The organism is uncultured Thiodictyon sp. (genome assembly GCF_903828115.1).
In the GTDB taxonomy this organism is placed as follows: domain Bacteria; phylum Pseudomonadota; class Gammaproteobacteria; order Chromatiales; family Chromatiaceae; genus Thiodictyon.
The window spans coordinates 1-20,871 of sequence record NZ_CAIKKU010000177.1; the positions used below are offsets into that span (position 1 = coordinate 1).

Genomic DNA, 20,871 nt, shown 5'->3' on the forward strand with positions numbered 1-20,871 from the left:
GCGCGTGGATCTCCAACTCGCAGCCGTTGCAGGAGCCGGCGTCGACCTGGCGGATGGCGAGGCTGCGCCCGAGCCGGGCGTGGACGTGCCGCAGCAATTCGATCCCCAGCCGCTCCAACTCCGCATCATCCGCCGCCGGCGCGGGTTCGGTGATGACGCCGGTTTTCAGGGATTGCTTCAGGATGCGGAACATGGGGCGTTACCCTCTGTGTCGTTGTCGTTGTCGTTGTCGTTGTCGTAATCGGGGTAATCATACCGGCCAGGATTCTCTCGCACCTCGCCGTTTCGTTGTCCGAGCTTTATAAGCATCGAAACGATCCGCAACAACATCGTTTTGGATCGATTGCGAGGCGCGAAGAAGTTGGTCTCGGGCGTGGCGATCGACGCCTTGCAAACGCTTGGCGAGTTTGTACGCCCAGGCCACGTAGCGAATCGAAACCCGATAGACATCGAGCTGCTCATGGCCGAATTGCATTGCTTCTCCGATTACGACAACGACAACGACAACGACAACGATTACGACAACGACAACGACAACGATTGATCTAGAGATCCACCCCGGAATAGGAACCATTGACCGACTTGTTGCACACCGGAAAGTCGGGCACGATGTTGCCCATGACCAATTGCTCCAGGCCCGGCCAGATGAACCAACTCGGGTCGCGCGGGAAGAAGCGGGCGATGCGCCCCTCGGCACCGAAGCGCACGAAGCTCAAGACCTCGCCGCGCCAGCCCTCCACCAGGCCCAGGCCGACCGCCCCGGGCGCCGCCGCGGGCAGGGGCGTGGCGATGGCGCTCGTGGGCAGGGTCTCGAGCAGTCGTTCCATCAGGGCCAGGCTGCCACGGACCTCCGCCATGCGCACCCGCACCCGGGCGGCCACATCGCCGTCGGCCTCGGTATGGACCTTGACCTCGAGTGTGTCGTAGGGCGGGTAGGGGTAGTCGTGGCGCAGGTCGAAGGGCAGGCCGCTCGCCTTGCCGACGTAGCCGGTGCAGCCCAGGGCTTGCGCCTGCTCGGTGGTCAGGCGCCCGGTGGTGATCAGGCGGTCGTTCAGGGATGGGTGGTCGTCGATGACATTGAAGAGCGGTTTGACGGCCTTGCGCAGGGCACTATGGTCGGCGTGCAGGCCCTGGTGCGCGTCCGCCGCCAGGTCGTGAACGACACCGCCGGGGACGATGGCGTCCATCATCAGGCGGTGTCCGAAGAGGGTGCGGCTGCGCCGCTGCCAGGCCTCGCGCAGGCGGGCGCACTGGACCAGGGCGAAGGTGAAGCCCACGTCGTTGCAGATGGCCCCGATATCGCCCAAGTGGTTGGCGACCCGCTCGCGCTCGGCCATCAGGGCGCGCAGCCACAGGGCGCGGGGCGGGACCTCGCACCCGGCGGCGCGCTCCATGGCCTGGCAGGCGGCCCAGGTGTGGGCGACCGTGGAGTCGCCGCTGACCCGCCCCGCCAGCCGGGCCAACCCGGCGGGGTCCCGGCCTACGGCGATCTTCTCGATGCCCTTGTGGACATAGCCCAGGCGCTCCTCCAGGCGCAGGACCTCCTCACCCATGGCGTGGAAGCGAAAATGGCCCGGCTCGATGATGCCGGCGTGCACCGGGCCCACCGGGATCTCGTAGACGCCGCTGCCGTGGACCGGGACGAAGGGGTAGCCCGCGTCCGCGGGGGTGCGGGCGCCGGAGCGGCCGGCCGCCGGGAACTCGGTGCGCAGCGGAAACTCGTCCGCCCCCCAGGCCTGGTGACGGGTCCAGCGGCGTGTCTCGCCGCTGAAGGAGACACCGGTCAGGTCGTGGCAGTGACGCTCCAGGCGCTCCAGGCCCGGGTAGTAGGGTGTCTGGGACGGCAGCACCGGCTGTTGCAGCGCGACCGGCGTCTCCAGCAGCAGATAACCGCCCTGGTGCTCCAGGGCCGCGCGCACCACGATGAGGCTGGCGCCGGGCGCGCCGCCCGCGGTGTCCGGCGGATCGGCCCAGACCCCGGCGTGGCGCAACCCCATCCGCGCCCCGATCTTGGCCGCGCTGCCCCAGTCATGGGGGTTGAGCACCAACCGCCGGGCCGGGGGCAGGGACTGCAGGTCGTCTGCATGGGTGAGCAGGCGCTTGTCCGCCAGCCGGGTGAGGAACTCGAACAGCCAGTCGATCTTCACAGCAGGCGCGTCCCCGTAATCAGCCCGGTCGCCCGGTCCAGCCAGTTGGCCAGGAAGGCGGGGATCGCAAGCCCCAGCCACAGCACCAGCGTCAGGTGGACGGCGACCGGGATCATGTTGGCTGCGACCGGCTGCTGGCCCTCCGGCGGGGTGCCGTAGACCATGGGGTGCAGGTGCCGGAAGAGCCCCGCAAAGGCGACCGCGAGCCCCGAGAGCAGGACGAGCGTGAACCAGGGGGCGGTCTTCATGGTGGCCGTGAGCAGCAGGAACTCGCTCATGAAGACGCCGAAGGGCGGGAAGCCGGCGATCGCCGCGACCCCGATCAGGAGCGACCAGCCCACCGTCGGCTGGGTGCGGATCAGGCCGCGGATCTGCTCGATGGCCTGGGTGCCGGCGATATGGGTGGCATGACCGACGGTGACGAAGATGGCGGACTTGGTCAGTGAGTGCACCAGCATGTGCAGCAGGGCGCCGAAGGTGGCGAGCGGCCCGCCCAGGCCGAAGCCGAAGGTCATGAGGCCCATGTGCTCGATGGAGGAATAGCTGAACATGCGCTTGATGTCACGCTGGCGGTGCAGGAAGAGCCCGGCCACCAGGAAGGACGTGAGGCCGAAGCCCATCAGCAGGTAGCCCGCCAAGTGCGGGTTGTCGGTGTGCGCGAGCGACCCGTCCACCAGCATCTTGAGCCGCACCACGGCGTAGAGTGCGACGTTGAGCAGGAGCCCGGAGAGGACCGCGGACATGGGGGTCGGGCCTTCCGAATGGGCATCCGGCAGCCATTGATGCATGGGCACCAGGCCGACCTTGGTCCCGTAGCCCACCAGCAGGAAGACGAAGGCGAGCCGCATCACTGCCGGTTCCAGGCGCCCGGCCTCGGTATAGAGGGTGCTCCAGTTGAGCCCGGCGGCGGGGTCACTGATCACCTGTTGGGCGGCGAAATAGGTCAGCACGGTGCCGAACAGGGCGAGCGCGATCCCCACGCCGCAGAGAATGAAATACTTCCAGGCCGCCTCCACCGCCTCCGGGGTCCGGTACAGGGAAACCAGGAGGACCGTGGCCAGGGTCGCACCCTCCACCGCCACCCACATCACGCCCAGGTTGTCGGTGGTGAGCGCGACCAGCATGGTGAACATGAAGAGCTGGTACATGGAGTGGTAGGTGCGCAGCCGCCGCGGCCCGATGCGGCCGATCGCCAGCACATAGCGCATGTAGGGGCGCGAGAAGACGCTGGTGGTCAGTGCGACGAAGGCGGTCAGGACCACCAGATAGACATTGAAGGCATCGACCCGGAAGGGCAGGCCGAAGATGTCCCCCGCGAGCGAGCCGGCGATCGGTCCGTTGATCGCCCCGGGCCCGCCCAGGTCGCCGGGCAGGTCGCTGACCAGGGCTACCGACCAGGCCAGCCAGAGCGCCGCGGCGAGCGAGAGCGCCGAGACGCCCAGGTTGAACCAGCCGGCGAGCGGCGGCGGGCGGATCAGCCCGAGGATCAGGGCGCCCAGGAGCGGCGTCAGCAACACCAGGGTGAGTGCGTTCACTGGTCACCCCCCGTCTCGCGCAGCCGGTTGAGTCGGTCCACGTCGAGCGAATCGATGCTCTCGCGGATCTGCAGGAAGAAGACGCCGAACAGCACCATGGCCACCAATACGTCGAAGGCGACCCCCAGTTCCACCACCAGCGGCATGCCGCCGGTGGCCGAGACGGCGGCCAGGAAGAGCCCGTTCTCCATCGACATGAAGCCCAGCACCTGTGCCACCGCCTGGGTGCGGAAGACCATCATCAGGAGCCCGATCAGGACCACCGCCAGGCTGATGGCGACGATGTTGCGGGTAAAGGTCAGTTCCTCCTGGATCATGGGCAGCACCAGCCAATAACTGAAGATCACCAGCGCGACCGCGGCCATGGTCACGAGCGTGGGGCTTTGCAGGGACTCGGTGTGCCGCTCCAACTCCAGGCGCCGCACCAGCCGATGCAGCATCCAGGGGATCAGCAGGGCCTTGAGCGCCAGCGTCAGGGCGGCCGAGAAATACAGGTGATGGATGTGCCCGGTCGCCGCCACCACCGTGGTCACGGCCGCCACCAGGGCGCCCTGCCAGGCGAAGGCATGGATCGCCGAGATCAGCCGATTCTGGGCCAGCAGCACGAAGGACAGGAACAGCACGATCGCCGCCAGTACCAGCACCAATTGCTGGAGGAGCGGCAGCAGGCTCAGGTTCATGCCCCCACCTCCAGGATCACATGGCTCAGGAGCCCCAGCAGGGACAGCAGCAGGGCGAGATTGAGAAATTCCGGGGCGCGGAACAGTCGCATCTTGGCCAGCACCGTCTCCCCGACCGCCAGCACCGCCCCGAGTGCGGCGAGCTTGGCCAGCACCGCGGCCAGCCCGAGCCCCAAGGCGGCGGCGCCGAACCCGCGCCCGATCCCCCAGGGGAAGAAGACATTGGCGATCAGGGTCCCGTAGAGTAGCAGCTTGATCTGGGCCGACCACTCCATCAGGGCCAGGTGCCGGCCCGAGTATTCGAGCAGCATGGCCTCGTGGATCATCGTCAGTTCCAGGTGGGTGGTCGGGTTGTCGATGGGGATACGGCCGGATTCGGCGACCGCCACCAGGATCAGGCCGCCCAGGGCGAACAGATAGGATGGCCGCAGGACGAAGCCGTCGACCAGGTGATAATCGATGACGCTCGACAGGTTGGTCGAGTGGGCGGTCATGGCCAGGGTGAAGACCGCCATCAGCATGGCCGGCTCGGCCAGGGCGCCGATCAGCATCTCGCGCGAGGCCCCCATGCCGCCGAAGGCGGTGCCCACGTCCATGCCCGCCAGGGCCAGGAACACCCGCGCGAGCGCCAGGAGCCCCACCAGCACGATGATGTCGGCAATGGCCGCGGTCGGCAGGTCCACCACCAGCAGCGGCACGGTCGCCGCCGCCATCCAGGTGGCCGTGAAGACGATATAGGGCGCGGCGCGGAACAGGGGGGAGGCGGTATGGGCGACCCGCGCCTCCTTGGCCAGCAGCTTGTAGAGGTCCCGATAGGCCTGGAACAGGGGGGCGCCGCGGCGGTTCTGCAGCCGCGCCTTGACCTTGCGCACCCACCCGACCAGGAGCGGTGCCAGGGCGATATACAGGCACGACTGAAAGACCGCGAGGACCCAGCCGGGCAGGGTGAGGTAATTATCCACGGCCGTGGGTTTCTCTGATAGCGAGTGCCTTTTGCGCCGTTGTCGTTGTCGTTGTCGTTGTCGTTGTCGTTATCGTAATCGAGGTTATCGTGGTGACTCGGATTCTCGCACCCCAAATTGCATCGCTTCTCCGATTACGACAACGACAACGACAACGATCGTGTTTGACTTGCTCTTGGCTCGTTACCAGGTTCATGTGATGATCCATAAGAGTCCCACCAGGGTCGCCAGCGTCCAGCCGAGATAGACCCGGACGCTGCCCGATTGCAGCAGCACCACCCGTCTGGCCGCCGACTCCACCGCCCGCGCGATCGGCAGATAGAGGAGCCCCCAGAAGCGGTCGCCGATATGCAGCCGATGGCGCAGTGTGCCGTCCTCTTGCCGGGTCATCGTTTCATCGATCTGGAACAGGAGCCCGAAGACCCGCCGGATCGGTTGGGCAAAGGCGGTGGCGGTGTACTGCATCCGCGGCGAGGGCGGCGCGAAACCGCAGTCCCAGGCATCGCCGCGGCGTATCCAGCGTACCGGTGCGCCGCGCGACCACAGATAGTTCAGGCCCCAAAAGACCGTGAGGCCGATCCCGGCGAGCATCAGCACGATCAGCGGACCGCTGTAGCTCGCGGTCTGCGGCGACACCGGGGTCAGCCACAGCCAACCATAGGCGCCGGCCTGGGGCAGTCCGCCGCCCAGGATCGCCCGCGGTACGGCGTCGATCAGCCCGATGACCCAGGTCGGGAAGACCCCGAGCAGCAGGCACAGGAGCGCCAGGAAACCCTGACCGGCCTGCATCCCCCAGGGCCCCGGGCGGGCGCGGCGCACATGGCGTGAGCGCGCCTGGCCGAGGAAGGCGACGCCGTAGACCTTGACGAAGGTCACCGCCACCAGGGCCCCGGTCAGGGCCAGCACGGCGGAGGCGATGGGGATGAGGCTGCGCAGGACCCCGCTCTGGAGTTGCCAGGCCTGCAGCGCCGCCTGGAAGGTCAGCCACTCCGAGACGAAGCCGTTGAAGGGGGGCAGGGCGGAGATGGACAGGACCCCGACCAGGAAGAAGAGCCCGGTCCAGGGCTTGCGGCGCAAGAGTCCGCCCATCTGGTCCAGGTCGCGCTCGTGGGTGCTGTGCAGGATGGCCCCGGCACCCAGGAACAGGAGCCCTTTGAACAGGGCATGGTTCAGGCAGTGATACAGGGCCGCGACGAAGGCGAGGGCCCCGAGTGAGCGGTAGCCGGTGCTGAGGAACACGAGGCTCAGGCCCAACCCGATGAAGATGATCCCCAGGTTTTCGACCGAAGAATACGCGAGCAGGCGCTTGAGATCCGTCTGCAGCAGGGCCGCGAGCACCCCGAACAGGGCCGAGAGGCAGCCGATGATCAGGACTACCACCCCCCACTGCCAGGGGAACTGCCCGATCAGGTCGAAGACGAAGCGGATGAACCCATAGACGGCGACCTTGAGCATCACCCCGGACATCAGGGCCGAGATGTGCGACGGGGCCACCGGGTGCGCCTCCGGCAGCCAGGCGTGCAGCGGCACCAACCCCGCCTTCATGCCGAAGCCCATGAAGGCGAGGGCGAAGGCGACCCCGGCCCAGATCGGCGGCAGTTCGGCGGCGCGCAGTTCGCTGAAGGAAAAGCCGGTGCCGAAGGCCGCCAGTACCCCGTAGCCGAGCAGGATCATGAGCCCGCCCACATGGGCCATCAGCAGATAGAGGAAGGCGGCGCGCCGGTTGGCGCTGTGCTCGTGGTGATAGGCGACCAGGAAATAGGACGAGAGCGACATCAGCTCCCAGGCGACCATGAACAGGAAGGCGTCGTCCGCCAGCACCACCATCAACATGCCGGTCAGGAAGAGCCCGCTGAAGCCGCCCAGGGCCGTCAGTGAATCGTGTCCGTGCTCGAAGCCGCGGACATAGGCCGGGGCATAGAGCCCAACCGCGCAGGTGACGACCCCGATCAGCAGCAGAAAGAACCCGGCCAGGGCATCGAGCCGCACATGCCAGGGCAGCCAGGGCAGGCCGAGCGGCAGTGTCGTCTGAACCGTACCGCCCAGCGCCAGGGCGATCAGCCCCGCCGCCAGGGCCGCGAGCCCGGCCAGCCCGAGCAGCGGGGTGGCCGCCAGCCGCAGGGTTGCCGGCACCCGCTTGGCGAGCAGCGAGACCAGCGTGGAGGCCAGGGCCAGGACTACCGCGAGCCCGGCGAGGGCCAGGGCCTGTTGCATGGTCACGGCGCCGCTCATTGGCCGGGCTCCGACGGGGGCATGGGCCGCGGCTCGGGGGTCGGCGACGGGGCGCTCGCCGCCGTCTTCAAGCGCACCCCGCGCCCGCCGCCGCCGCTCGGTGAGCCCTCGGCGATGAACTCGACCCCGACCCGCTCCAGGGCCTCCACCAGCTTTACCAGCGAGTCCACGTTCCCGCGCACCGTGCCCTCGCTCGCCTCCCTGCGCTGTATGGTCGGCAGCGACAGCCCCGCCGCCTCGGCGAGGCGGCGCTGGTCGAGACCCAGCAGGGCGCGGGCGGCTCGGAGTTGGGCGGCGGTGAGCATGTGCAGGACATCGGTTGTGATGCGTGGGACCTTAGAATAGCCAGTTTTGGCTTGAGGGGGCAAGGGCAAAACGTCGGCGCCGAGGGAATTGCCCCGTGCGGGGGGACGCTGGCCGAAGCCTGGGCGTCGCAGCCTGGCCCTCGTTGTCGTTGTCGTTGTCGTAATCGAAATCGGAGAAACGATGCACTTTGGGGTGCGAGAGAATCCGGGACACTACGATAATCTCGACAACGACAACGACAACGACAACCCCGCCGAGACGTTAAGGCTCCGGGATGGCGAGTGGGGCTACCCCGAGCCTCAGCCGCATGGCGGCCTGGTGGTCGCGTGCTCGGTATTCGCATTCTCGTCGCGCTCCGGCTCGTCGCAGTGGTAACGCTGACTGAAGCGAATGACGAGGATGGCGACACTGACCAGCAGGATGGCGCCGCCCTCGAACAACAGGTTCTCCGGCGCGATGTTCTTGCCCTGCAGCACGATCAGCCGCGACAGGGCGGTCACGGCGATGAACATGGGGTAGGTGAAGGGCACGCGGTGGCGGATGAAATAGACGTTCGCCATCGCCATGATCTCCAGAAAGATGAAGATCAGGAGTACGTCTTCCAGTTTCACCTGGCCATTACCGACAACCCCCATCACCAGTTGCCCGATCGCGAGCAGGGCCAGTCCGCCGACCAGGAGCAGCACGGCCTTCTCGACATAGCGGAAGATAGTGGAGAGGAAGCGGTCGAGTTGTTGTTCGGGTTTCATGATCAGCCTTTAAGTAACAAGATAGACACGAATCGTTGTCGTTGTCGTTGTCGTAATCGGAGAGGCGATGGATCTTAAGGTGCGACAAAATCCGAGGCGCTACGATGACCTCGGTTGCGACAACGACAACGACAACGACAACGGCGCAATCGGCAGTCCCTAATCGAAATTGCTTAATTTGTGAGTCGCGTTGCCGATATGTCCGCTGTCGGTGGCGGCGCGCCGGTCGCCGCCTGGTGCAGTTGGCGTATCTCATTGTGGCGTTTTTCGATCTCGCGGCGGAATTCGCGCCGCAGGGCGGCGGTTTCATAGCGTCGCCGCTCGTTCGGCGTCTCGATCTGGAGCGGCGGCACCCGAACCGGGCGGCCCTCGTCATCGACCGCGACCATCGTAAAATAGCAGGTCATTGCGTGCCGGGTGGTCTTGTGAATGATATCCTCGGTCATGACCCGGATGCCGATCTCCATGGAGGTGGTGCCCGTGTAATTCACCGAGGCGAGGAAGGTCAGCAACTCCCCCACCCGCACCGGTTGCCGAAAAAACACCTGATCCACGGACAGCGTGACCACGTAATGATTGCAGTAGCGCGAGGCGCAGGCATAGGCCGCCTGATCGAGCAGGCGCAGGGTGGCGCCGCCGTGGACGTGGCCCGAGAAATTGGCCATGTCGGGCGTCATCAGCAGGGTCATGGTCAGGGTCTTGTGCTGCATTTCCGTCATCAGATTCACCTCTTCTCGTTCCCACGCGCTGCGTCACTGCCGTTAAGTTAAGGATTCCCTTTCCTATGGTTCTCACGTTCCCCCGTGAGAGTCAGTTCGGGCCCTCTGCGTCCAGTCCGCAGACCGCCCGCTCGGCGTTCCCACGCGCGCGCGTCGGAACGATGAAGAGGCCGTTGGCGCCGCGCAAACCCCTCTGGTGGCAACGCTGCCGCGGTGTCACTCAGGTGTCGGCCACTGTGCGGCCCGGGCGGATCGCCGACGCCCGCCTCGAGCGCGGTCAAGATCACACCAAGGCGCCAGGAAGTGGAAGAATTCTCTCACAAAGGCACAAAGACACAGAGAAGAAAAAAATCCTCTTCCCATCTGGCTCCCACGCGCCTGCGTGGGAATGCAGTTTTGGCCGCTCCCGCGGCCTGAATCTCCCCGCGAGTCTGAACTTCGTGAGTAACACGAATCGATTCCTCTATCTCTTGCTCAGGGGATCAGTGGAATAGCCATGGCTTCACCGCCGCATTTAGCCGCTCCAACTCTCCGCTGTTGCAGGCGAGTTCAGGGTGATTCCAGATTGCCCTTGCATTAGTCCGGCAATCCTCGGCAAGCGCCGTCCCAATGGCCTCGAGGGCGCCGATGTTGGGCATGGCGTGTTTGATATCTTGCGGTTCCTGGCGCGCGCCCAGGATGAAGACCCGGTCTCGCACATCGTCGGGCACATGGTCCTTTGCGTAACTCAACCGTTCTTCGTGTCCGTCGAAGTCCATCATAAGCACCAGCCTCCTTTCCGGCGTTCGACGCAAATCGCCTAACTGATTCTTCGCGAAAGACTCCAAAACCTTCTTCCAGCCGTCGGCCAGCGGCAATACCTTTATCGAGCGTGGCTTGATCGCAGAGTGGAGACTGAAGCCAACGGCAAGTTGCCGATTCTGGTCGTCCTCCGGTAGCACGTAGAGGTGCGGCTGATACTTGTTGGTCATGGGCCAACGTCGCCGCGGATCAGTGCTTCAACGAGATCGCCGTGGACCGAAAGCTCTTCCAGCCTTCGCACCTGCGTCGGCTCGAGATGGCTGTTGCGGTAGAGGACGAGCGTGTTTTCATCGGAGAACTTGCGGATTGCTTCCGGGTTGTGCGAAGTAATGAGAAGCTGTCCGCCGGCACTGAAGGAACGCCGCAGGTCCATGATGAAATGTCCGACCTCCGAGAGTGAAAGATAATTGTCCGGTTCGTCCCAGAAGCAGACCAGCGAGGGAAACACCTTGTTCATGGCTACCACCACCGCGCCGAGGAGGAAACACTTTTCTCCGTCGGAGAGATCCGGGAAGGCGATCGAGGTCTCTGCACGATCTTTGCGAAAGGAGAGGCTCATACGCTCGGTGCGTTCGATGCTCGGTCCTACCGGAATTTTGCTAATCTTGCCAAAATCGGGCATCTGATTTCTGAGTGACTGTTCGATAATTGAATCGGCTGCGGGATAGGTGTCTATCAGCCAGGTAAACCACTCTCCAAACTTGCTTCCGTCTGTTATCGCTTGCCACCAACCTTCATTGCCGGTGGAATCGCCGCTCATCGTACTCGGTATCGGGGCCAAGACGACCATACTGGCGAGCCAATTCTTGAATGTGCCAAGATCGTTGGGTTCGTTTCGACCCTGAAGTATGGAAAGCGCGATGGTCTTCCCGTCGATGAGGAATACCGATTCGGTAGCGCCGCCGGCGTTGTGCTGGGTCACCTCGGCTTGACGCCGCGAATAGACCGGTTCGCCTCCGGCGATGAGCCTTTCTTCGTGAACATGCAGTTCGGCGGGGTCTCCCGACAGCTCTACGGCAAGTGTGTAGAGGTAGGGGCGGCCGGATATCAATGCCTCGATTTCAAAACGAATAGGCAAAGTCTTACCGCCGCGGCCGAAGTCCTCCGGTCGCAGCAACTGATCGAGGCGGCTCCTGCCGAAGCCGATACGTTGCAGTATCGTCAAGACCTGGCGAATGGACGACTTACCTGAGCCATTGGTGCCAAGCAAGAGTGCGGTGGGCATCTCTTTGAGGACCAGCTCGAAGTTCTCAAAACAGCGGAAATTATGAATATAAAGCCGTTCGATCATTTTGCGTGCTCCGCTCGTAGTGCTTCGACATCCGGTGACTTGTGCCTTCTGGACCTTTAGACGCTACCCCGCAGGCTCCAACCGCGCATAGGCCAGGACCAGCCACTTGGCCCCGACCCCCTGGAAATTGACCTGAATCCGCGCCTGGGCCCCGCGCCCCTCGCTATTGAGCACCACGCCCTCCCCAAACTTGGGGTGCGTGACCCGCTGCCCAAGGTGGAAGCCGCCGGTATCGCCGCCCCCCATGGCCCCGGTCGCGGCGGGCACCGGCGCGCGGGCCGTCGCCGGGCGGGAGACACCGCGCCCGCGCACCTCCTCCATCAATTCCGGCGGGACCTCACGCAAGAAGCGTGAGGGTTGCGGGTAGGATTCCTTGCCATAGAGCCGCCGCGATTCGGCGTGCGTCACATAGAGTCGATGCATGGCGCGGGTCATGCCGACATAGCAGAGTCGGCGCTCCTCCTCCAGCCGCGCCGGGTCCTGCGCCGACATGCTGTGGGGGAAGAGCCCTTCCTCCAGGCCGACCAGGAAGACATTGGGGAACTCCAGGCCCTTGGCGCTGTGCAGGGTCATGAGTTGGACCGCGTCGCTGAATGGGTCGGCCTGGGCCTCGCCCGCCTCCAGGGCGGCATGTGACAGGAAGGCACCGAGCGGGTCGGCCTCGTCGTCCTCGACCTCCTGGCGGAAGCGCCCGGCGGTCTCCACGAACTGTCCCAGGTTCTCCACCCGATCCTCGCCCTTGCCGTCCTTCGCCTTCATATAGAAGTCCGCGAGCGCCGCGGCCGCGATGACATGGGTGGCGGTCTCGGCCAGGTCCAGGTCCCGGGTCGCCGCTTGGGCGTTGCGGATCAGGTCGACGAAGTGGACCAGGGTCGCGGTGCCGCGGGGGCCCAGGGCGCCCGCGGCGATCAGGTCCTGCGCCGCCTGCCACAGCGAGATCGCCGACCCGCGCGCCCGCTCGCGCAGCAGATCCAGGGTCCGCTCCCCGATGCCGCGGGTGGGGGTGTTGATGACGCGCTCGAAGGCGCCGTCGTCGTCCGGGTTGTTCAGCAGGCGCAGGTAGGCGAGCGCGTCGCGCACCTCCGCGCGCTCGAAGAAACGCAGTCCGCCGTAGACCCGGAAGGGGACCTGGGCGTTCATCAGGGCCTCCTCGAACAGCCGCGACTGGGCGGTGGTGCGGTAGAGGATGGCGCACTCGGCGCGTCGGTAGCCCTCCTCGGTGCTGTACTTGCGGATGCGCTCGACCACGAAGCGCGCCTCGTCCACCTCGTTGAAGGCCGCATAGCGGCGGATCGGCTCACCCTCGCCGTCGGCGGTCCACAGATTCTTGCCCAGCCGGCCCGGGTTGCGGGCGATCAGTGCATTGGCGGCCTTGAGGATGGTGCCGGTGGAGCGGTAGTTCTGCTCCAGACGGACCACCTGGCTGCCGGGAAAGTGCCGTTGCAGGGACTGGATGTTCTCCACCCGCGCCCCGCGCCAGCCGTAGATGGACTGGTCGTCGTCACCCACCGCGAACAGGTTGTCGTTGGGGCCGACCAGGAGGCGCAACCAGGCGTACTGGATGGCGTTGGTGTCCTGGAACTCGTCCACCAGGACGTGGCGGAAGCGCTCCCGGTAGTGGTGGAGTATGTCCGCACGGGTGAGCAGCAGTTCGTGGGCGCACAGCAGCAGATCCGCGAAGTCCAGGAGCCCGCCGCGCGTGCGCGCCGCCTCGTACTCCCGGTAGACGGCGACCATCTGCGTGAGATAGCGATCACCGGCCGCGTCCACATGGTCCGGGCGCAGCCCCTCGTCCTTCTGCTTGTTGATGAAACTCTGGACCTGGCGGGGCGGCCAGTGCGACTCGTCCAGTTCCATGGCCTTCAGGATGCGCTTGATCAGCCGGAACTGGTCGTCGCCGTCCAGGATCTGGAAGTGCTGGGGCAGCCCCGCGTCCTGCCAGTGGGCGCGCAGGAAGCGGTGGGTGAGCCCGTGAAAGGTGCCCACCCACATGCCGCCCACCGGGTGGCCCAGCATCTCCTCGATGCGGGTGCGCATCTCGCGCGCTGCCTTGTTGGTGAAGGTGACCGCCAGCAGCGACCAGGGCGGTACATTTTCCACCTGGATCAGCCAGGCGATGCGGTGCACCAGCACGCGCGTCTTGCCGCTGCCGGCACCGGCCAGCACCAGGCGGGTACCCGCCGCGGCGGTGACCGCCTCGCGCTGGGCATCGTTCAAGGGATCGAGAATGTGGGAAACGTCCATGGCGGCATTCTACGCGACCGCGCGGTTCCCGCGCGCGGGCGCGCCGTTTGCATCCGGGGGCGCGCTCCGGGTGTCCTTTGATCTTGGTCTGGCGCAGGTTCCGAGGTCCTGCCCGCGTCTTCGATCGCTCGATTCCTGGAATCCACTACGTAGTCTTACTTAGCCGGTCCTGCGCAGTTGCGCCTATGACGCGCGGCCGGGTCTGCGGCACCATGGGGCCGACGCCGCGACCGCGCTGTACCCGAGGTCGCATGGGCAAACCGCAACCGAGGAACCGACATGAGCGAATCGATCCAGTGGCCCGCGGCGGCGACCGCGTTGTGGGCGCGTCTGAGTGCCCATGCCTTCGCGGCCCCCGCCAACGGCCTGGACCTCACCCGGCGCCTGGCCCGCGAGCAGGGTTGGACCAGCGAGCGGGCGCGTGACACGATCAAGGAGTATCGGCGCTTCTGCTTCCTGTGCTGTGTCGCCGGGGAGCCCATGACCCCGAGCCAGGAGGTCGACGAAGTCTGGCATCTGCACCTGACCTATACGCGCGACTACTGGGGGTGCTTTTGCCAGCTGGTGCTCGGCACGCCCCTGCACCATGGGCCGACCCGTGGCGGGCCAGCCGAGTTCTTTTTCTACGACGCGACCGGGGTCTGCCTGTCCCACCGTCTCAAGCCGGACCTGGTGGGCAAGACCCTTCTGGACCACCGCGACGCGCGCGGCTGCTATCTCGTGCGCGAACTGCTGGCGGTTGCCGCCCACGGCGGGGGGCGCATCTATGAGGATCAGGACACGCTTCGGCACCATCCTCATGGTCCTGGTGCTGACCACCCTGGTCGCCGCCGTGCTGGTCCTGCTGACCAACCTGCACCAGGGCCGGCTCGCCAGTCGACACCTGCAGTCCCTGGTCCACCACTACATCGCGGGCGCCCTGGGGACCCTGGACACGGCGATTGCGCAGGTGCGCAGCGTCTCGCACAGTCTGCGCCCCGCGGAGCTCGACGATCTGGAACTGGAGCCGGCGCTCAAGGAACTGCTCGCCGGGTTCAGCGCGGGCATCGGCATCGCCGCCGACCTGGTCTTTGCGTGGGACGGCCCGCCGCTGGGCGAGATCGTGGAGGCCCAGCTCTACCGGGTGGTGCAGGAGGCCCTGATGAATATCGAAAAGCACGCACGGGCGTCGCACGTCAGGGTGGAACTGGGCGCCGTCGGCCGGTCGGTCCGGCTGGCGGTCAAGGACGATGGCCGCGGCTTTGATGCGGCCGGCGCGTCGGCGGGCCCCCGGCATCGGTCTGCGCAACATGCGCGAGCGCTTTGAACTGCTGGGCGGTCAGTGGCGGATCGACAGCGCACCGGGGCAGGGGACTCGCATCGAGGGCGAAATCCCGGCCCCCACCACCCGCTGAAGGAGGCACCATGAGCGAGCCTGTCGTCGCGCCCATCCGGGTCCTGATCGTCGATGACCACCCGCTGCTGCGCGACGGTGTCGGCGCCTGCCTGTGCCAAGACCCCGGGATTGCGCTGGTGGGGCAGGCGGGCAACGGCGAGGAGGCCTTGCAGGAGGCGGCGCGTCTGCGCCCGGACCTGATCCTGATGGACATCGGCATGGGGGCATGGCAGGAGGCCGCCGTTCGCAAGATTCAGCAGGCACCGGAAACGGCTATCCTCCCCCAAAAGTCATGGCTCACGGACCTGATCAACACGGCCACCATCACCGCCAAGGACACCGTGGTTAAACTCTATGACCAGATGGCGGGCGAGGCCGTCGGGGCCAAGGAGCGGGTGGGGCAGCTCAACAAATAGCGGCGTACGGCCTCCGGCGCATGATAGTGCAGCGAGCGATAAGGCTTGATCTCTCTGGTCTCAGGGACTCTTTGCCAGTGCCCGGCGCACATGGTCGAGGACGCATCCGGCGCACGCGACGGCTTCGCACGCCTCCGCCGCTTGCGGTTCGGAGGCGTCGCCGGGATAGCGGAAGGCCGTGCCGTAGGGGGTGAGAACCTCCGCGGCTTCGGCCAGTGCGCCGAAGGAGGCATCGAGCGCGGCGCACTCATCGACCATAAAGCACAATGCCGTGCGTCAAAACACCGCAATCCAGCGTCGAGGCCACCCGGGCATTGCGTGCGGACTCGGCCCGCGTGCGCACGACCAGATCCACCGGTGCTTGGACCCCGTGAAGCGCATGGTAAGCCCTGCGGGCCCGCCGGTAGGGTGGTTCCGCCTGATCGGGCACGACGACATACAGATCCAGGTCGCTCTGCGCATGGGGCGACCCCAATGCATAGGAACCAAACAGCAGGATGCGCTCGGGCGCCAGCGCCGCGACGATCCGTGCGGTGATGTCTCGCATCCTGGCGTCGTCGGCCGGCTGCATGGGGGACCTCTGAGTTCACCTGACGGGGATTCGACCATCTGCGCCGTGGATTCAGGACTCAGGGCAGTAATTCCAAGCGCCGCTCGATCCGTTCAATGCGCTCGACGATTCTGTCGATCGAGACTTGCTGCCGAGCGTCCGTTTCATCGCCATGGTTCAATTCGCGCTTCACGCCTACCATGGCCGACTCAAGACCGGACATGCGGTGCTTCAGATCCATGATGTCGTCGCCGATCTGGTCGACTCGTCCGCGAATGTGGCGCAGATGCTCAAGTACGAGGCTTTCGATGTTGTCGGTCATGTCGGCTCCGTAGAATTTAGGGTTGGACCGGCCCAGGAGCCGGTTCGCAGTTTTCGCTGAGAAACCTGAGGGCTTACTAGCGTAGCGCAACCTGCGACTCGGGGGTACGGCCGCGGTGAGGCGGCGGGGCAAGGCTATCGTCTGCCCACCGTCGTCGGATCTCCCCGGCGTTCCTGTCGGTGCCAGGATTGCTCCTGATTCGCCCGATCCGGGCGTGCGCCGCGCCTTCCCTAGGCCCGGAAGGCCCGCCCTGGTGTATCCTTGGCACCTACATAGCGACCGATCCCGACCGATCCGGCGCGCTCAACCCCAGCCCTGGAAGCCCCTGCACCGTGACCCAGCTCAAGAACGACACCTTCCTGCGCGCGCTGTTGCGCGAGCCCGTGGACTACACCCCCGTCTGGATGATGCGCCAGGCCGGGCGCTACCTGCCCGAGTACCGCGCCACCCGCACCCGGGCGGGCAGTTTCATGGATCTGTGCATGAACCCGGAGCTGGCCTGCGAGGTCACGCTCCAGCCGCTGGAGCGCTTTCCGCTGGACGCGGCCATCCTGTTCTCCGACATCCTGACGATCCCGGACGCCATGGGCCTGGGGCTCTATTTTGCCGAGGGGGAAGGGCCGCACTTCGACACCCCGGTGCGCACCGAGGCCGACGTGGCGCGGATCGCGGTGCCGGACCCGGAGGTCGAACTGCGCTATGTGATGGACGCGGTGAGCCTGATCCGGCGGGAACTTAAGGGGCGGGTGCCGCTGATCGGCTTCTCGGGCAGCCCCTGGACGCTCGCGACCTACATGGTGGAGGGGGGCGGAAGCAAGACCTATGCCCACACCAAGGCGATGATGTACGACCGCCCGCAACTGCTCCACGCCCTGCTGACCAAGGTGGCGGACGCCGTGGCAGTCTATCTCAACGCCCAGATCGCCCGCGGCGCCCAGGCGGTGATGATCTTCGACACCTGGGGCGGCGCCCTGACCCCGGCCAAGTACCGCGAGTTCTCGCTCGCCTACATGCAGCGGGTGGTGGCGGGCCTGACCCGGGAGGCCGAGGGGCGGCGGGTGCCGGCGGTGCTGTTCACCAAGAACGGCGGTCAGTGGCTGGACCGGATGGCCGACACCGGCTGCGACGCCCTGGGCGTGGACTGGACCACGGACCTGGCCGACGCCCGCCGCATGGTGAAGGATCGGGTGGCCCTCCAGGGCAACCTGGACCCCTGTGTCCTCTACGCCTCCCCCGAGCGGATCCGCGAGGAGGTGGCGGCGGTGCTCGCGAGCTTCGGCCACGGCAGCGGTCATGTCTTCAACCTGGGGCACGGCATCACGCCGGACGTCGACCCGGACCACGCGGGGGCCATGGTGGCCGCGGTCCATGAACTGAGCCCGGCCTACCACCGGGGGGCTGAGTCGAGCCTGACATAGCGAGGCTTTACCGTGAAAGTCGCGCAGCGACGCTGTGGGAGCGGCTTTAGCCGCGACGAGGCCTCGCGGGTGACCCGCGTGGCGTCGGCGTTCGCGCTGCGGCACCGCGTCGCGGCCGCAGTCTGCTCCCACAAGGAACTTTCATGTTCCGGGGTGATGGACGAGCCTTCATGGCGGTGAGCCGCGACGTGATCGCGCAAACTGCCATGGGCTCGTCGCGGCTGAAGCCGCTCCCACAGCGTCGCTGCGCGACGTCCAAACGCCTCGACCTCCGGTGCGCGAGCGCCCAGCGGCCGGTCGCGTAGCTGCGCTCGATGGTCGGCGCCTTTTGAGCCAGGTCTACCAGGAGCCCCAAGATGCAAACACCAGATCGCCCGCTGGTCGCCCATGATGAGCGCGACGCCGGCCCCGCCGTTCCTCAGGTGGAACTGTTGTCGCGGGCGCCGGGTCCGGCGACGGTGCGTGAGCCCCTGCGCCAGGCGGCCCGTTTCAGGCTCTTCGCGGTGGTCTTCACCCTGATCCTGATCGGCGGGTCCTTGTGGAATTTCACCCGCCCCGCCCAGTACCGGGCGACCGCGACCGTGCTGATCGAGGTCCCCGAGGGGATCGGCTTTACTGCCGGGACGGCCGGTGCCGATCCCCAGAATGTCGCGGTCCAGGGCCGTATTCTGCTGGCCCAGGACCTCCTGGCGGACACCCTGGCGCGGGCGTTGTCCATTGACCCGGGGCTCAGCGCCCTGGACCCGGACGGCCTGCGGCGGCTCTTGGACGTCCAGCCGACCGCGGGGACCAATCTGGTCGAGTTGAGCGCGGTCGGTCCGGCCCCGGCGCAACTCGCGATTCTGGTGAACGCCTGGATCGAGGCCTATCTGGCGCGCCGACAGACCCAGATCGAGGGCGACGTAGGGACGGTCCAGGCGCGGCTCCAAGAGGAGTACGACCGCCTCGACGCCCAGAAGCGGGAGAAGGCCGCGGCGCTGGACCGTTACCGCCAGGAACACAGCATCGACACCATGGAGCAGGCGGGCAACCAGGCCCCGGCGCGGCTCGAGGCCCTGACCAAAGATCTGAACACCGCGCGTGCCGATGAGGTGAAGGCGCAGTCCCAACTCACGGCCTTGGACGAGGCGATCGCCCGCGGAGAGCAGGTCGTGCCGCCCGCCGAGCAGGGCGCCGTGCAGCAGATGGAGCAGGAGGCCGCCAAGCGTCGCGCCGATCTCGCGGTCCTCTCCCAGCGCTACACCAAGGTCTATCTGGACAGCGAGCCGAGCCTGAAGGAATTGCCCGGCGAGTTGGCCCGGTTGGAGGCGCGGATCAAAGAGCAGCTGACCAAGGGCCGGAACTTCCTGCGTTCCGGCCTGACCCGGGAACTGGACCGGGCGCGCCGCCAGATCCGCCTCCTGGAGCAACAACTCGGCGTCCAGCGCTCCGAGGCGTCGCGTTTCACTGCCCGCTTCGCCCGCTACGAGACCCTGAAGCAGGACCTGGCGCGGGTCGATGAACAGCATCGCGACCTGGAAAAGCGCCTGATCGAGGTCAGGACCAAGGCCCCGGCCCGGTATGCCCAAGTCAAGGTGGTGGAGCCCGCCTTTGCCCCCCATCGCCCCTTCCAGCCCGATTATTGGCGGGACTTCCTCTACAACCTGGTCGCCGCGGGGGCGACGGCGCTCCTGGCCATACTCCTCCTGGAGTTCCTGACCCGGCGCGAACGCTCGCAGGAGGAACAGCAGCCGGTCACCGGGGTGCGGGTCTTCGCGTCCCAACCCGCGCCCCAGGCACTGACCGAGCGTACCGCCGACCACGCCTTTGCCGCCCGGCGGGCCCCCGAGGCCCTGGATGCGGACGAGGTACGGCGCCTGCCGGGTGCCATCGAGCGCGAGTTGCTGGCGGCCGAGGTCCGCGCCCTGACCGAGCTCGCGGACCCGGCCACCCGGCAATTGATCGGCCTGCTCCTGTCCGGGCTCACCCCGCGGGAGTGCGCGGACCTGGACGAGACGGACATCGATCTGGCGGGCGGGCAGGTACGGGCGCCCGATGACGGGCGCGTGCTCGCCCTGAGCCCGGCCCTGGCGGCGCTGCTGGCCGGGCATCAGCCGGTCCCCCTGTGGTCCGGAGACCCGACGGCCGGGGGGGCCGCGGGGCTCATGGCACGCATCGGGCTCCTGGCCCACGATGCCGGCCTGTCACACCCTACGGAGGTGGACGCCGCCGCGTTGCGCCACACCTACATCTGCTACCTGGTGCGCCAGGGCGCCCGCCTGACCGAGATCGAACGGGTCATTGGCCGCCTCCCGGCCGCGGAGCTGACCCGCTACGGCGTCTACAGCCCGAGCGGGGCGGCCAAGCCGCTGGGGCAGGTCGCGCTGGATTATCCGGTTTTTGCCGACTGCGTTTCCTGACCTTGGTTTGCGGATCAAAGCGGCCAATCGGGATTCGACCCCTGCGCCGGGCGATAGGTGGGCGCGTTCTCCGCCACCGCCCAGCGAATCAATTTCGCGGTCCGCTCGCCGATCCCGGGCACGGTGGCCAGGTCGGCCACGGGGGCGGCCATCACCGCCTCGATGGTGCCGAAGCGCTCCAGCAGCCCTTTGGCGCGCGCCGGGCCGATGCCGGGCAGGCCCTGGAGGATGTGCTGCTGCACCCGCACCTTGCCGCGCGGACGCAGACCTTTGCGGGGCAGAGCGCCGGTGGCGAAGGTGCGCGCCTGACGCGCGGCGAACAGCATCAGTGCGGCGGTCTCCTGCGGGTCCATGGAGCGCAGCAACGGGATACCGAGGAACAGGGTCAGCGCGATCAGGGCACCCTGGATCGCCTCGCGGTGCATCCGGCACTCGCCCAGGTCGCGAGTGGTGCCTTCCAGAATCAGGGCCGTGCGCAGCGGCGCATTCGCCAACCGCAGCCCCTGTGAAAAGAGCCGGCCGTCCTTGATGGAGGCGACGAGATCCGGCAGGGTCTTGCGCTCGAAGAGCAGCGCCTCGTCCACCCGATAGTCGCCGAGCGGCAGCCGCTCTACCCGGGTGACCACGTCGGTGCGGCGGCGCAGGGTTTCCAAGACCGCGCCGGCGGCTTCGCGGTCATCGACGACGACGCGAAAGGTTTGACTGGCGGCCATCGGCTGGTATCG

At 66.8% G+C, this 20,871-nt stretch carries 23 protein-coding genes and 1 pseudogene; 6 read left to right on the top strand and 18 right to left on the bottom strand.

Features of this window, described 5'->3' with window-relative positions:
* Positions 1-193 (bottom strand): annotated as a pseudogene (locus QZY48_RS06215) (hydrogenase); the annotation flags it as partial.
* Complete coding sequence (locus tag QZY48_RS06220) at positions 178-309, bottom strand: hypothetical protein (RefSeq protein WP_295429098.1); 132 nt, start codon at positions 307-309, stop codon at positions 178-180. The gene QZY48_RS06220 and the pseudogene QZY48_RS06215, both read right to left, overlap by 16 nt.
* 25 nt (positions 310-334) lie before the next feature.
* Between QZY48_RS06220 and QZY48_RS06225 the strand changes: the two genes are divergently transcribed.
* Positions 335-544 carry a hypothetical protein gene (locus QZY48_RS06225; RefSeq protein WP_295429100.1) on the top strand — a complete coding sequence of 70 codons (210 nt, stop codon included), beginning with the start codon at positions 335-337 and terminating at the stop codon, positions 542-544.
* Position 545: 1 nt separating this feature from the next.
* Here QZY48_RS06225 and QZY48_RS06230 read toward each other — a convergent pair whose 3' ends face one another.
* The 7 genes from QZY48_RS06230 to QZY48_RS06260 are packed head-to-tail and all read right to left on the bottom strand — an operon-like array spanning position 546 to position 7,861.
* A complete protein-coding gene (locus QZY48_RS06230; RefSeq protein WP_295429102.1) occupies positions 546-2,147 on the bottom strand; it encodes an NADH-quinone oxidoreductase subunit C in 1,602 nt (533 codons plus the stop codon).
* Positions 2,144-3,682 (bottom strand): hydrogenase 4 subunit F, encoded by a 1,539-nt coding sequence (locus QZY48_RS06235; RefSeq protein ID WP_295429105.1) that lies wholly within the window; start codon positions 3,680-3,682, stop codon positions 2,144-2,146. Before QZY48_RS06235 ends, QZY48_RS06230 begins: the two co-directional genes overlap by 4 nt.
* The gene (locus QZY48_RS06240) at positions 3,679-4,362 is read right to left on the bottom strand and encodes a formate hydrogenlyase (protein ID WP_295429106.1); all 684 of its coding nucleotides are present in this window, start codon (positions 4,360-4,362) and stop codon (positions 3,679-3,681) included. The genes QZY48_RS06235 and QZY48_RS06240 overlap by 4 nt, the downstream gene beginning before the upstream one ends.
* Positions 4,359-5,324, bottom strand: a complete 966-nt coding sequence (locus tag QZY48_RS06245) for an NADH-quinone oxidoreductase subunit H (RefSeq protein ID WP_295429109.1) — start codon at positions 5,322-5,324, stop codon at positions 4,359-4,361. The genes QZY48_RS06240 and QZY48_RS06245 overlap by 4 nt, the downstream gene beginning before the upstream one ends.
* Complete coding sequence (locus tag QZY48_RS06250) at positions 5,317-5,520, bottom strand: hypothetical protein (RefSeq protein ID WP_295429110.1); 204 nt, start codon at positions 5,518-5,520, stop codon at positions 5,317-5,319. Before QZY48_RS06250 ends, QZY48_RS06245 begins: the two co-directional genes overlap by 8 nt.
* The gene (gene hyfB / locus QZY48_RS06255; RefSeq protein WP_295429111.1) at positions 5,517-7,556 is read right to left on the bottom strand and encodes a hydrogenase 4 subunit B; all 2,040 of its coding nucleotides are present in this window, start codon (positions 7,554-7,556) and stop codon (positions 5,517-5,519) included. The genes QZY48_RS06250 and hyfB overlap by 4 nt, the downstream gene beginning before the upstream one ends.
* Positions 7,553-7,861, bottom strand: coding sequence for a helix-turn-helix domain-containing protein (locus QZY48_RS06260; protein WP_295429113.1), 309 nt, complete (start codon positions 7,859-7,861; stop codon positions 7,553-7,555). Before QZY48_RS06260 ends, hyfB begins: the two co-directional genes overlap by 4 nt.
* A gap of 181 nt (positions 7,862-8,042) precedes the next feature.
* Between QZY48_RS06260 and QZY48_RS06265 the strand changes: the two genes are divergently transcribed.
* Positions 8,043-8,237, top strand: coding sequence for a hypothetical protein (locus tag QZY48_RS06265; RefSeq protein WP_295429116.1), 195 nt, complete (start codon positions 8,043-8,045; stop codon positions 8,235-8,237).
* Here QZY48_RS06265 and QZY48_RS06270 read toward each other — a convergent pair.
* The 5 genes from QZY48_RS06270 to uvrD form a co-directional block, all read right to left on the bottom strand.
* Positions 8,162-8,611, bottom strand: coding sequence for a phosphate-starvation-inducible PsiE family protein (locus QZY48_RS06270; RefSeq protein ID WP_295429118.1), 450 nt, complete (start codon positions 8,609-8,611; stop codon positions 8,162-8,164). The genes QZY48_RS06265 and QZY48_RS06270 overlap by 76 nt on opposite strands.
* Before the next feature lie 173 nt (positions 8,612-8,784).
* On the bottom strand, positions 8,785-9,321 hold the full coding sequence (locus QZY48_RS06275; RefSeq protein WP_366929642.1) for an acyl-CoA thioesterase: 537 nt from the start codon (positions 9,319-9,321) through the stop codon (positions 8,785-8,787).
* Positions 9,322-9,812: 491 nt separating this feature from the next.
* Complete coding sequence (locus tag QZY48_RS06280; RefSeq protein WP_295429122.1) at positions 9,813-10,301, bottom strand: hypothetical protein; 489 nt, start codon at positions 10,299-10,301, stop codon at positions 9,813-9,815.
* The gene (locus tag QZY48_RS06285) at positions 10,298-11,422 is read right to left on the bottom strand and encodes an AAA family ATPase (RefSeq protein WP_295429124.1); all 1,125 of its coding nucleotides are present in this window, start codon (positions 11,420-11,422) and stop codon (positions 10,298-10,300) included. Before QZY48_RS06285 ends, QZY48_RS06280 begins: the two co-directional genes overlap by 4 nt.
* Positions 11,423-11,485: 63 nt before the next feature.
* Positions 11,486-13,666, bottom strand: a complete 2,181-nt coding sequence (gene uvrD / locus QZY48_RS06290; RefSeq protein ID WP_295429126.1) for a DNA helicase II — start codon at positions 13,664-13,666, stop codon at positions 11,486-11,488.
* A 766-nt stretch (positions 13,667-14,432) separates the two neighbouring features.
* On the opposite strand from uvrD, the gene QZY48_RS06295 reads away from it, so the two are divergent.
* Both QZY48_RS06295 and QZY48_RS06300 read left to right on the top strand, forming a co-directional pair.
* The gene (locus tag QZY48_RS06295) at positions 14,433-14,972 is read left to right on the top strand and encodes an ATP-binding protein (protein ID WP_295429127.1); all 540 of its coding nucleotides are present in this window, start codon (positions 14,433-14,435) and stop codon (positions 14,970-14,972) included.
* Positions 14,973-15,070: 98 nt separating this feature from the next.
* Positions 15,071-15,457: a response regulator transcription factor gene (locus QZY48_RS06300; protein ID WP_295429130.1), complete on the top strand. Its 387-nt coding sequence runs from the start codon at positions 15,071-15,073 to the stop codon at positions 15,455-15,457.
* A gap of 60 nt (positions 15,458-15,517) precedes the next feature.
* Here the strand turns inward: QZY48_RS06300 and QZY48_RS06305 are convergent, their stop codons facing one another.
* The 3 genes from QZY48_RS06305 to QZY48_RS06315 are packed head-to-tail and all read right to left on the bottom strand — an operon-like array spanning position 15,518 to position 16,329.
* Positions 15,518-15,715, bottom strand: a complete 198-nt coding sequence (locus tag QZY48_RS06305) for a hypothetical protein (RefSeq protein ID WP_295429132.1) — start codon at positions 15,713-15,715, stop codon at positions 15,518-15,520.
* Positions 15,705-16,028, bottom strand: a complete 324-nt coding sequence (locus QZY48_RS06310) for a nucleotidyltransferase domain-containing protein (protein ID WP_295429134.1) — start codon at positions 16,026-16,028, stop codon at positions 15,705-15,707. Before QZY48_RS06310 ends, QZY48_RS06305 begins: the two co-directional genes overlap by 11 nt.
* A 58-nt stretch (positions 16,029-16,086) precedes the next feature.
* Positions 16,087-16,329 (bottom strand): hypothetical protein, encoded by a 243-nt coding sequence (locus tag QZY48_RS06315; protein WP_295429136.1) that lies wholly within the window; start codon positions 16,327-16,329, stop codon positions 16,087-16,089.
* A gap of 332 nt (positions 16,330-16,661) precedes the next feature.
* Between QZY48_RS06315 and hemE the strand changes: the two genes are divergently transcribed.
* Positions 16,662-17,747 (top strand): uroporphyrinogen decarboxylase, encoded by a 1,086-nt coding sequence (hemE, locus tag QZY48_RS06320; protein WP_295429138.1) that lies wholly within the window; start codon positions 16,662-16,664, stop codon positions 17,745-17,747.
* 356 nt (positions 17,748-18,103) lie between these two features.
* Positions 18,104-20,146: a hypothetical protein gene (locus tag QZY48_RS06325; RefSeq protein ID WP_295429141.1), complete on the top strand. Its 2,043-nt coding sequence runs from the start codon at positions 18,104-18,106 to the stop codon at positions 20,144-20,146.
* Between the two features lie 14 nt (positions 20,147-20,160).
* Here QZY48_RS06325 and QZY48_RS06330 read toward each other — a convergent pair whose 3' ends face one another.
* Positions 20,161-20,859, bottom strand: coding sequence for an ERCC4 domain-containing protein (locus QZY48_RS06330; protein ID WP_295429142.1), 699 nt, complete (start codon positions 20,857-20,859; stop codon positions 20,161-20,163).
* Positions 20,860-20,871: the final 12 nt, after the last annotated feature.

Excerpts from the sequence above, each read along its gene's own strand:
- QZY48_RS06295 (WP_295429127.1), top strand. The coding sequence starts at position 14,433 with ATGAGGATCAGGACACGCTTCGGCACCATCCTCATGGTCCTGGTGCTG.
- hyfB (WP_295429111.1), bottom strand. The coding sequence starts at position 7,556 with ATGAGCGGCGCCGTGACCATGCAACAGGCCCTGGCCCTCGCCGGGCTC.
- QZY48_RS06300 (WP_295429130.1), top strand. The coding sequence starts at position 15,071 with ATGAGCGAGCCTGTCGTCGCGCCCATCCGGGTCCTGATCGTCGATGAC.
- uvrD (WP_295429126.1), bottom strand. The coding sequence starts at position 13,666 with ATGGACGTTTCCCACATTCTCGATCCCTTGAACGATGCCCAGCGCGAG.
- QZY48_RS06315 (WP_295429136.1), bottom strand. The coding sequence starts at position 16,329 with ATGACCGACAACATCGAAAGCCTCGTACTTGAGCATCTGCGCCACATT.
- QZY48_RS06260 (WP_295429113.1), bottom strand. The coding sequence starts at position 7,861 with ATGCTCACCGCCGCCCAACTCCGAGCCGCCCGCGCCCTGCTGGGTCTC.
- QZY48_RS06250 (WP_295429110.1), bottom strand. The coding sequence starts at position 5,520 with ATGAACCTGGTAACGAGCCAAGAGCAAGTCAAACACGATCGTTGTCGT.
- QZY48_RS06325 (WP_295429141.1), top strand. The coding sequence starts at position 18,104 with ATGCAAACACCAGATCGCCCGCTGGTCGCCCATGATGAGCGCGACGCC.
- QZY48_RS06280 (WP_295429122.1), bottom strand. The coding sequence starts at position 10,301 with ATGACCAACAAGTATCAGCCGCACCTCTACGTGCTACCGGAGGACGAC.
- QZY48_RS06275 (WP_366929642.1), bottom strand. The coding sequence starts at position 9,321 with ATGCAGCACAAGACCCTGACCATGACCCTGCTGATGACGCCCGACATG.
- QZY48_RS06305 (WP_295429132.1), bottom strand. The coding sequence starts at position 15,715 with ATGGTCGATGAGTGCGCCGCGCTCGATGCCTCCTTCGGCGCACTGGCC.
- QZY48_RS06310 (WP_295429134.1), bottom strand. The coding sequence starts at position 16,028 with ATGCAGCCGGCCGACGACGCCAGGATGCGAGACATCACCGCACGGATC.
- QZY48_RS06265 (WP_295429116.1), top strand. The coding sequence starts at position 8,043 with ATGCACTTTGGGGTGCGAGAGAATCCGGGACACTACGATAATCTCGAC.
- QZY48_RS06285 (WP_295429124.1), bottom strand. The coding sequence starts at position 11,422 with ATGATCGAACGGCTTTATATTCATAATTTCCGCTGTTTTGAGAACTTC.
- QZY48_RS06330 (WP_295429142.1), bottom strand. The coding sequence starts at position 20,859 with ATGGCCGCCAGTCAAACCTTTCGCGTCGTCGTCGATGACCGCGAAGCC.
- QZY48_RS06240 (WP_295429106.1), bottom strand. The coding sequence starts at position 4,362 with ATGAACCTGAGCCTGCTGCCGCTCCTCCAGCAATTGGTGCTGGTACTG.
- QZY48_RS06220 (WP_295429098.1), bottom strand. The coding sequence starts at position 309 with ATGCTTATAAAGCTCGGACAACGAAACGGCGAGGTGCGAGAGAATCCT.
- QZY48_RS06270 (WP_295429118.1), bottom strand. The coding sequence starts at position 8,611 with ATGAAACCCGAACAACAACTCGACCGCTTCCTCTCCACTATCTTCCGC.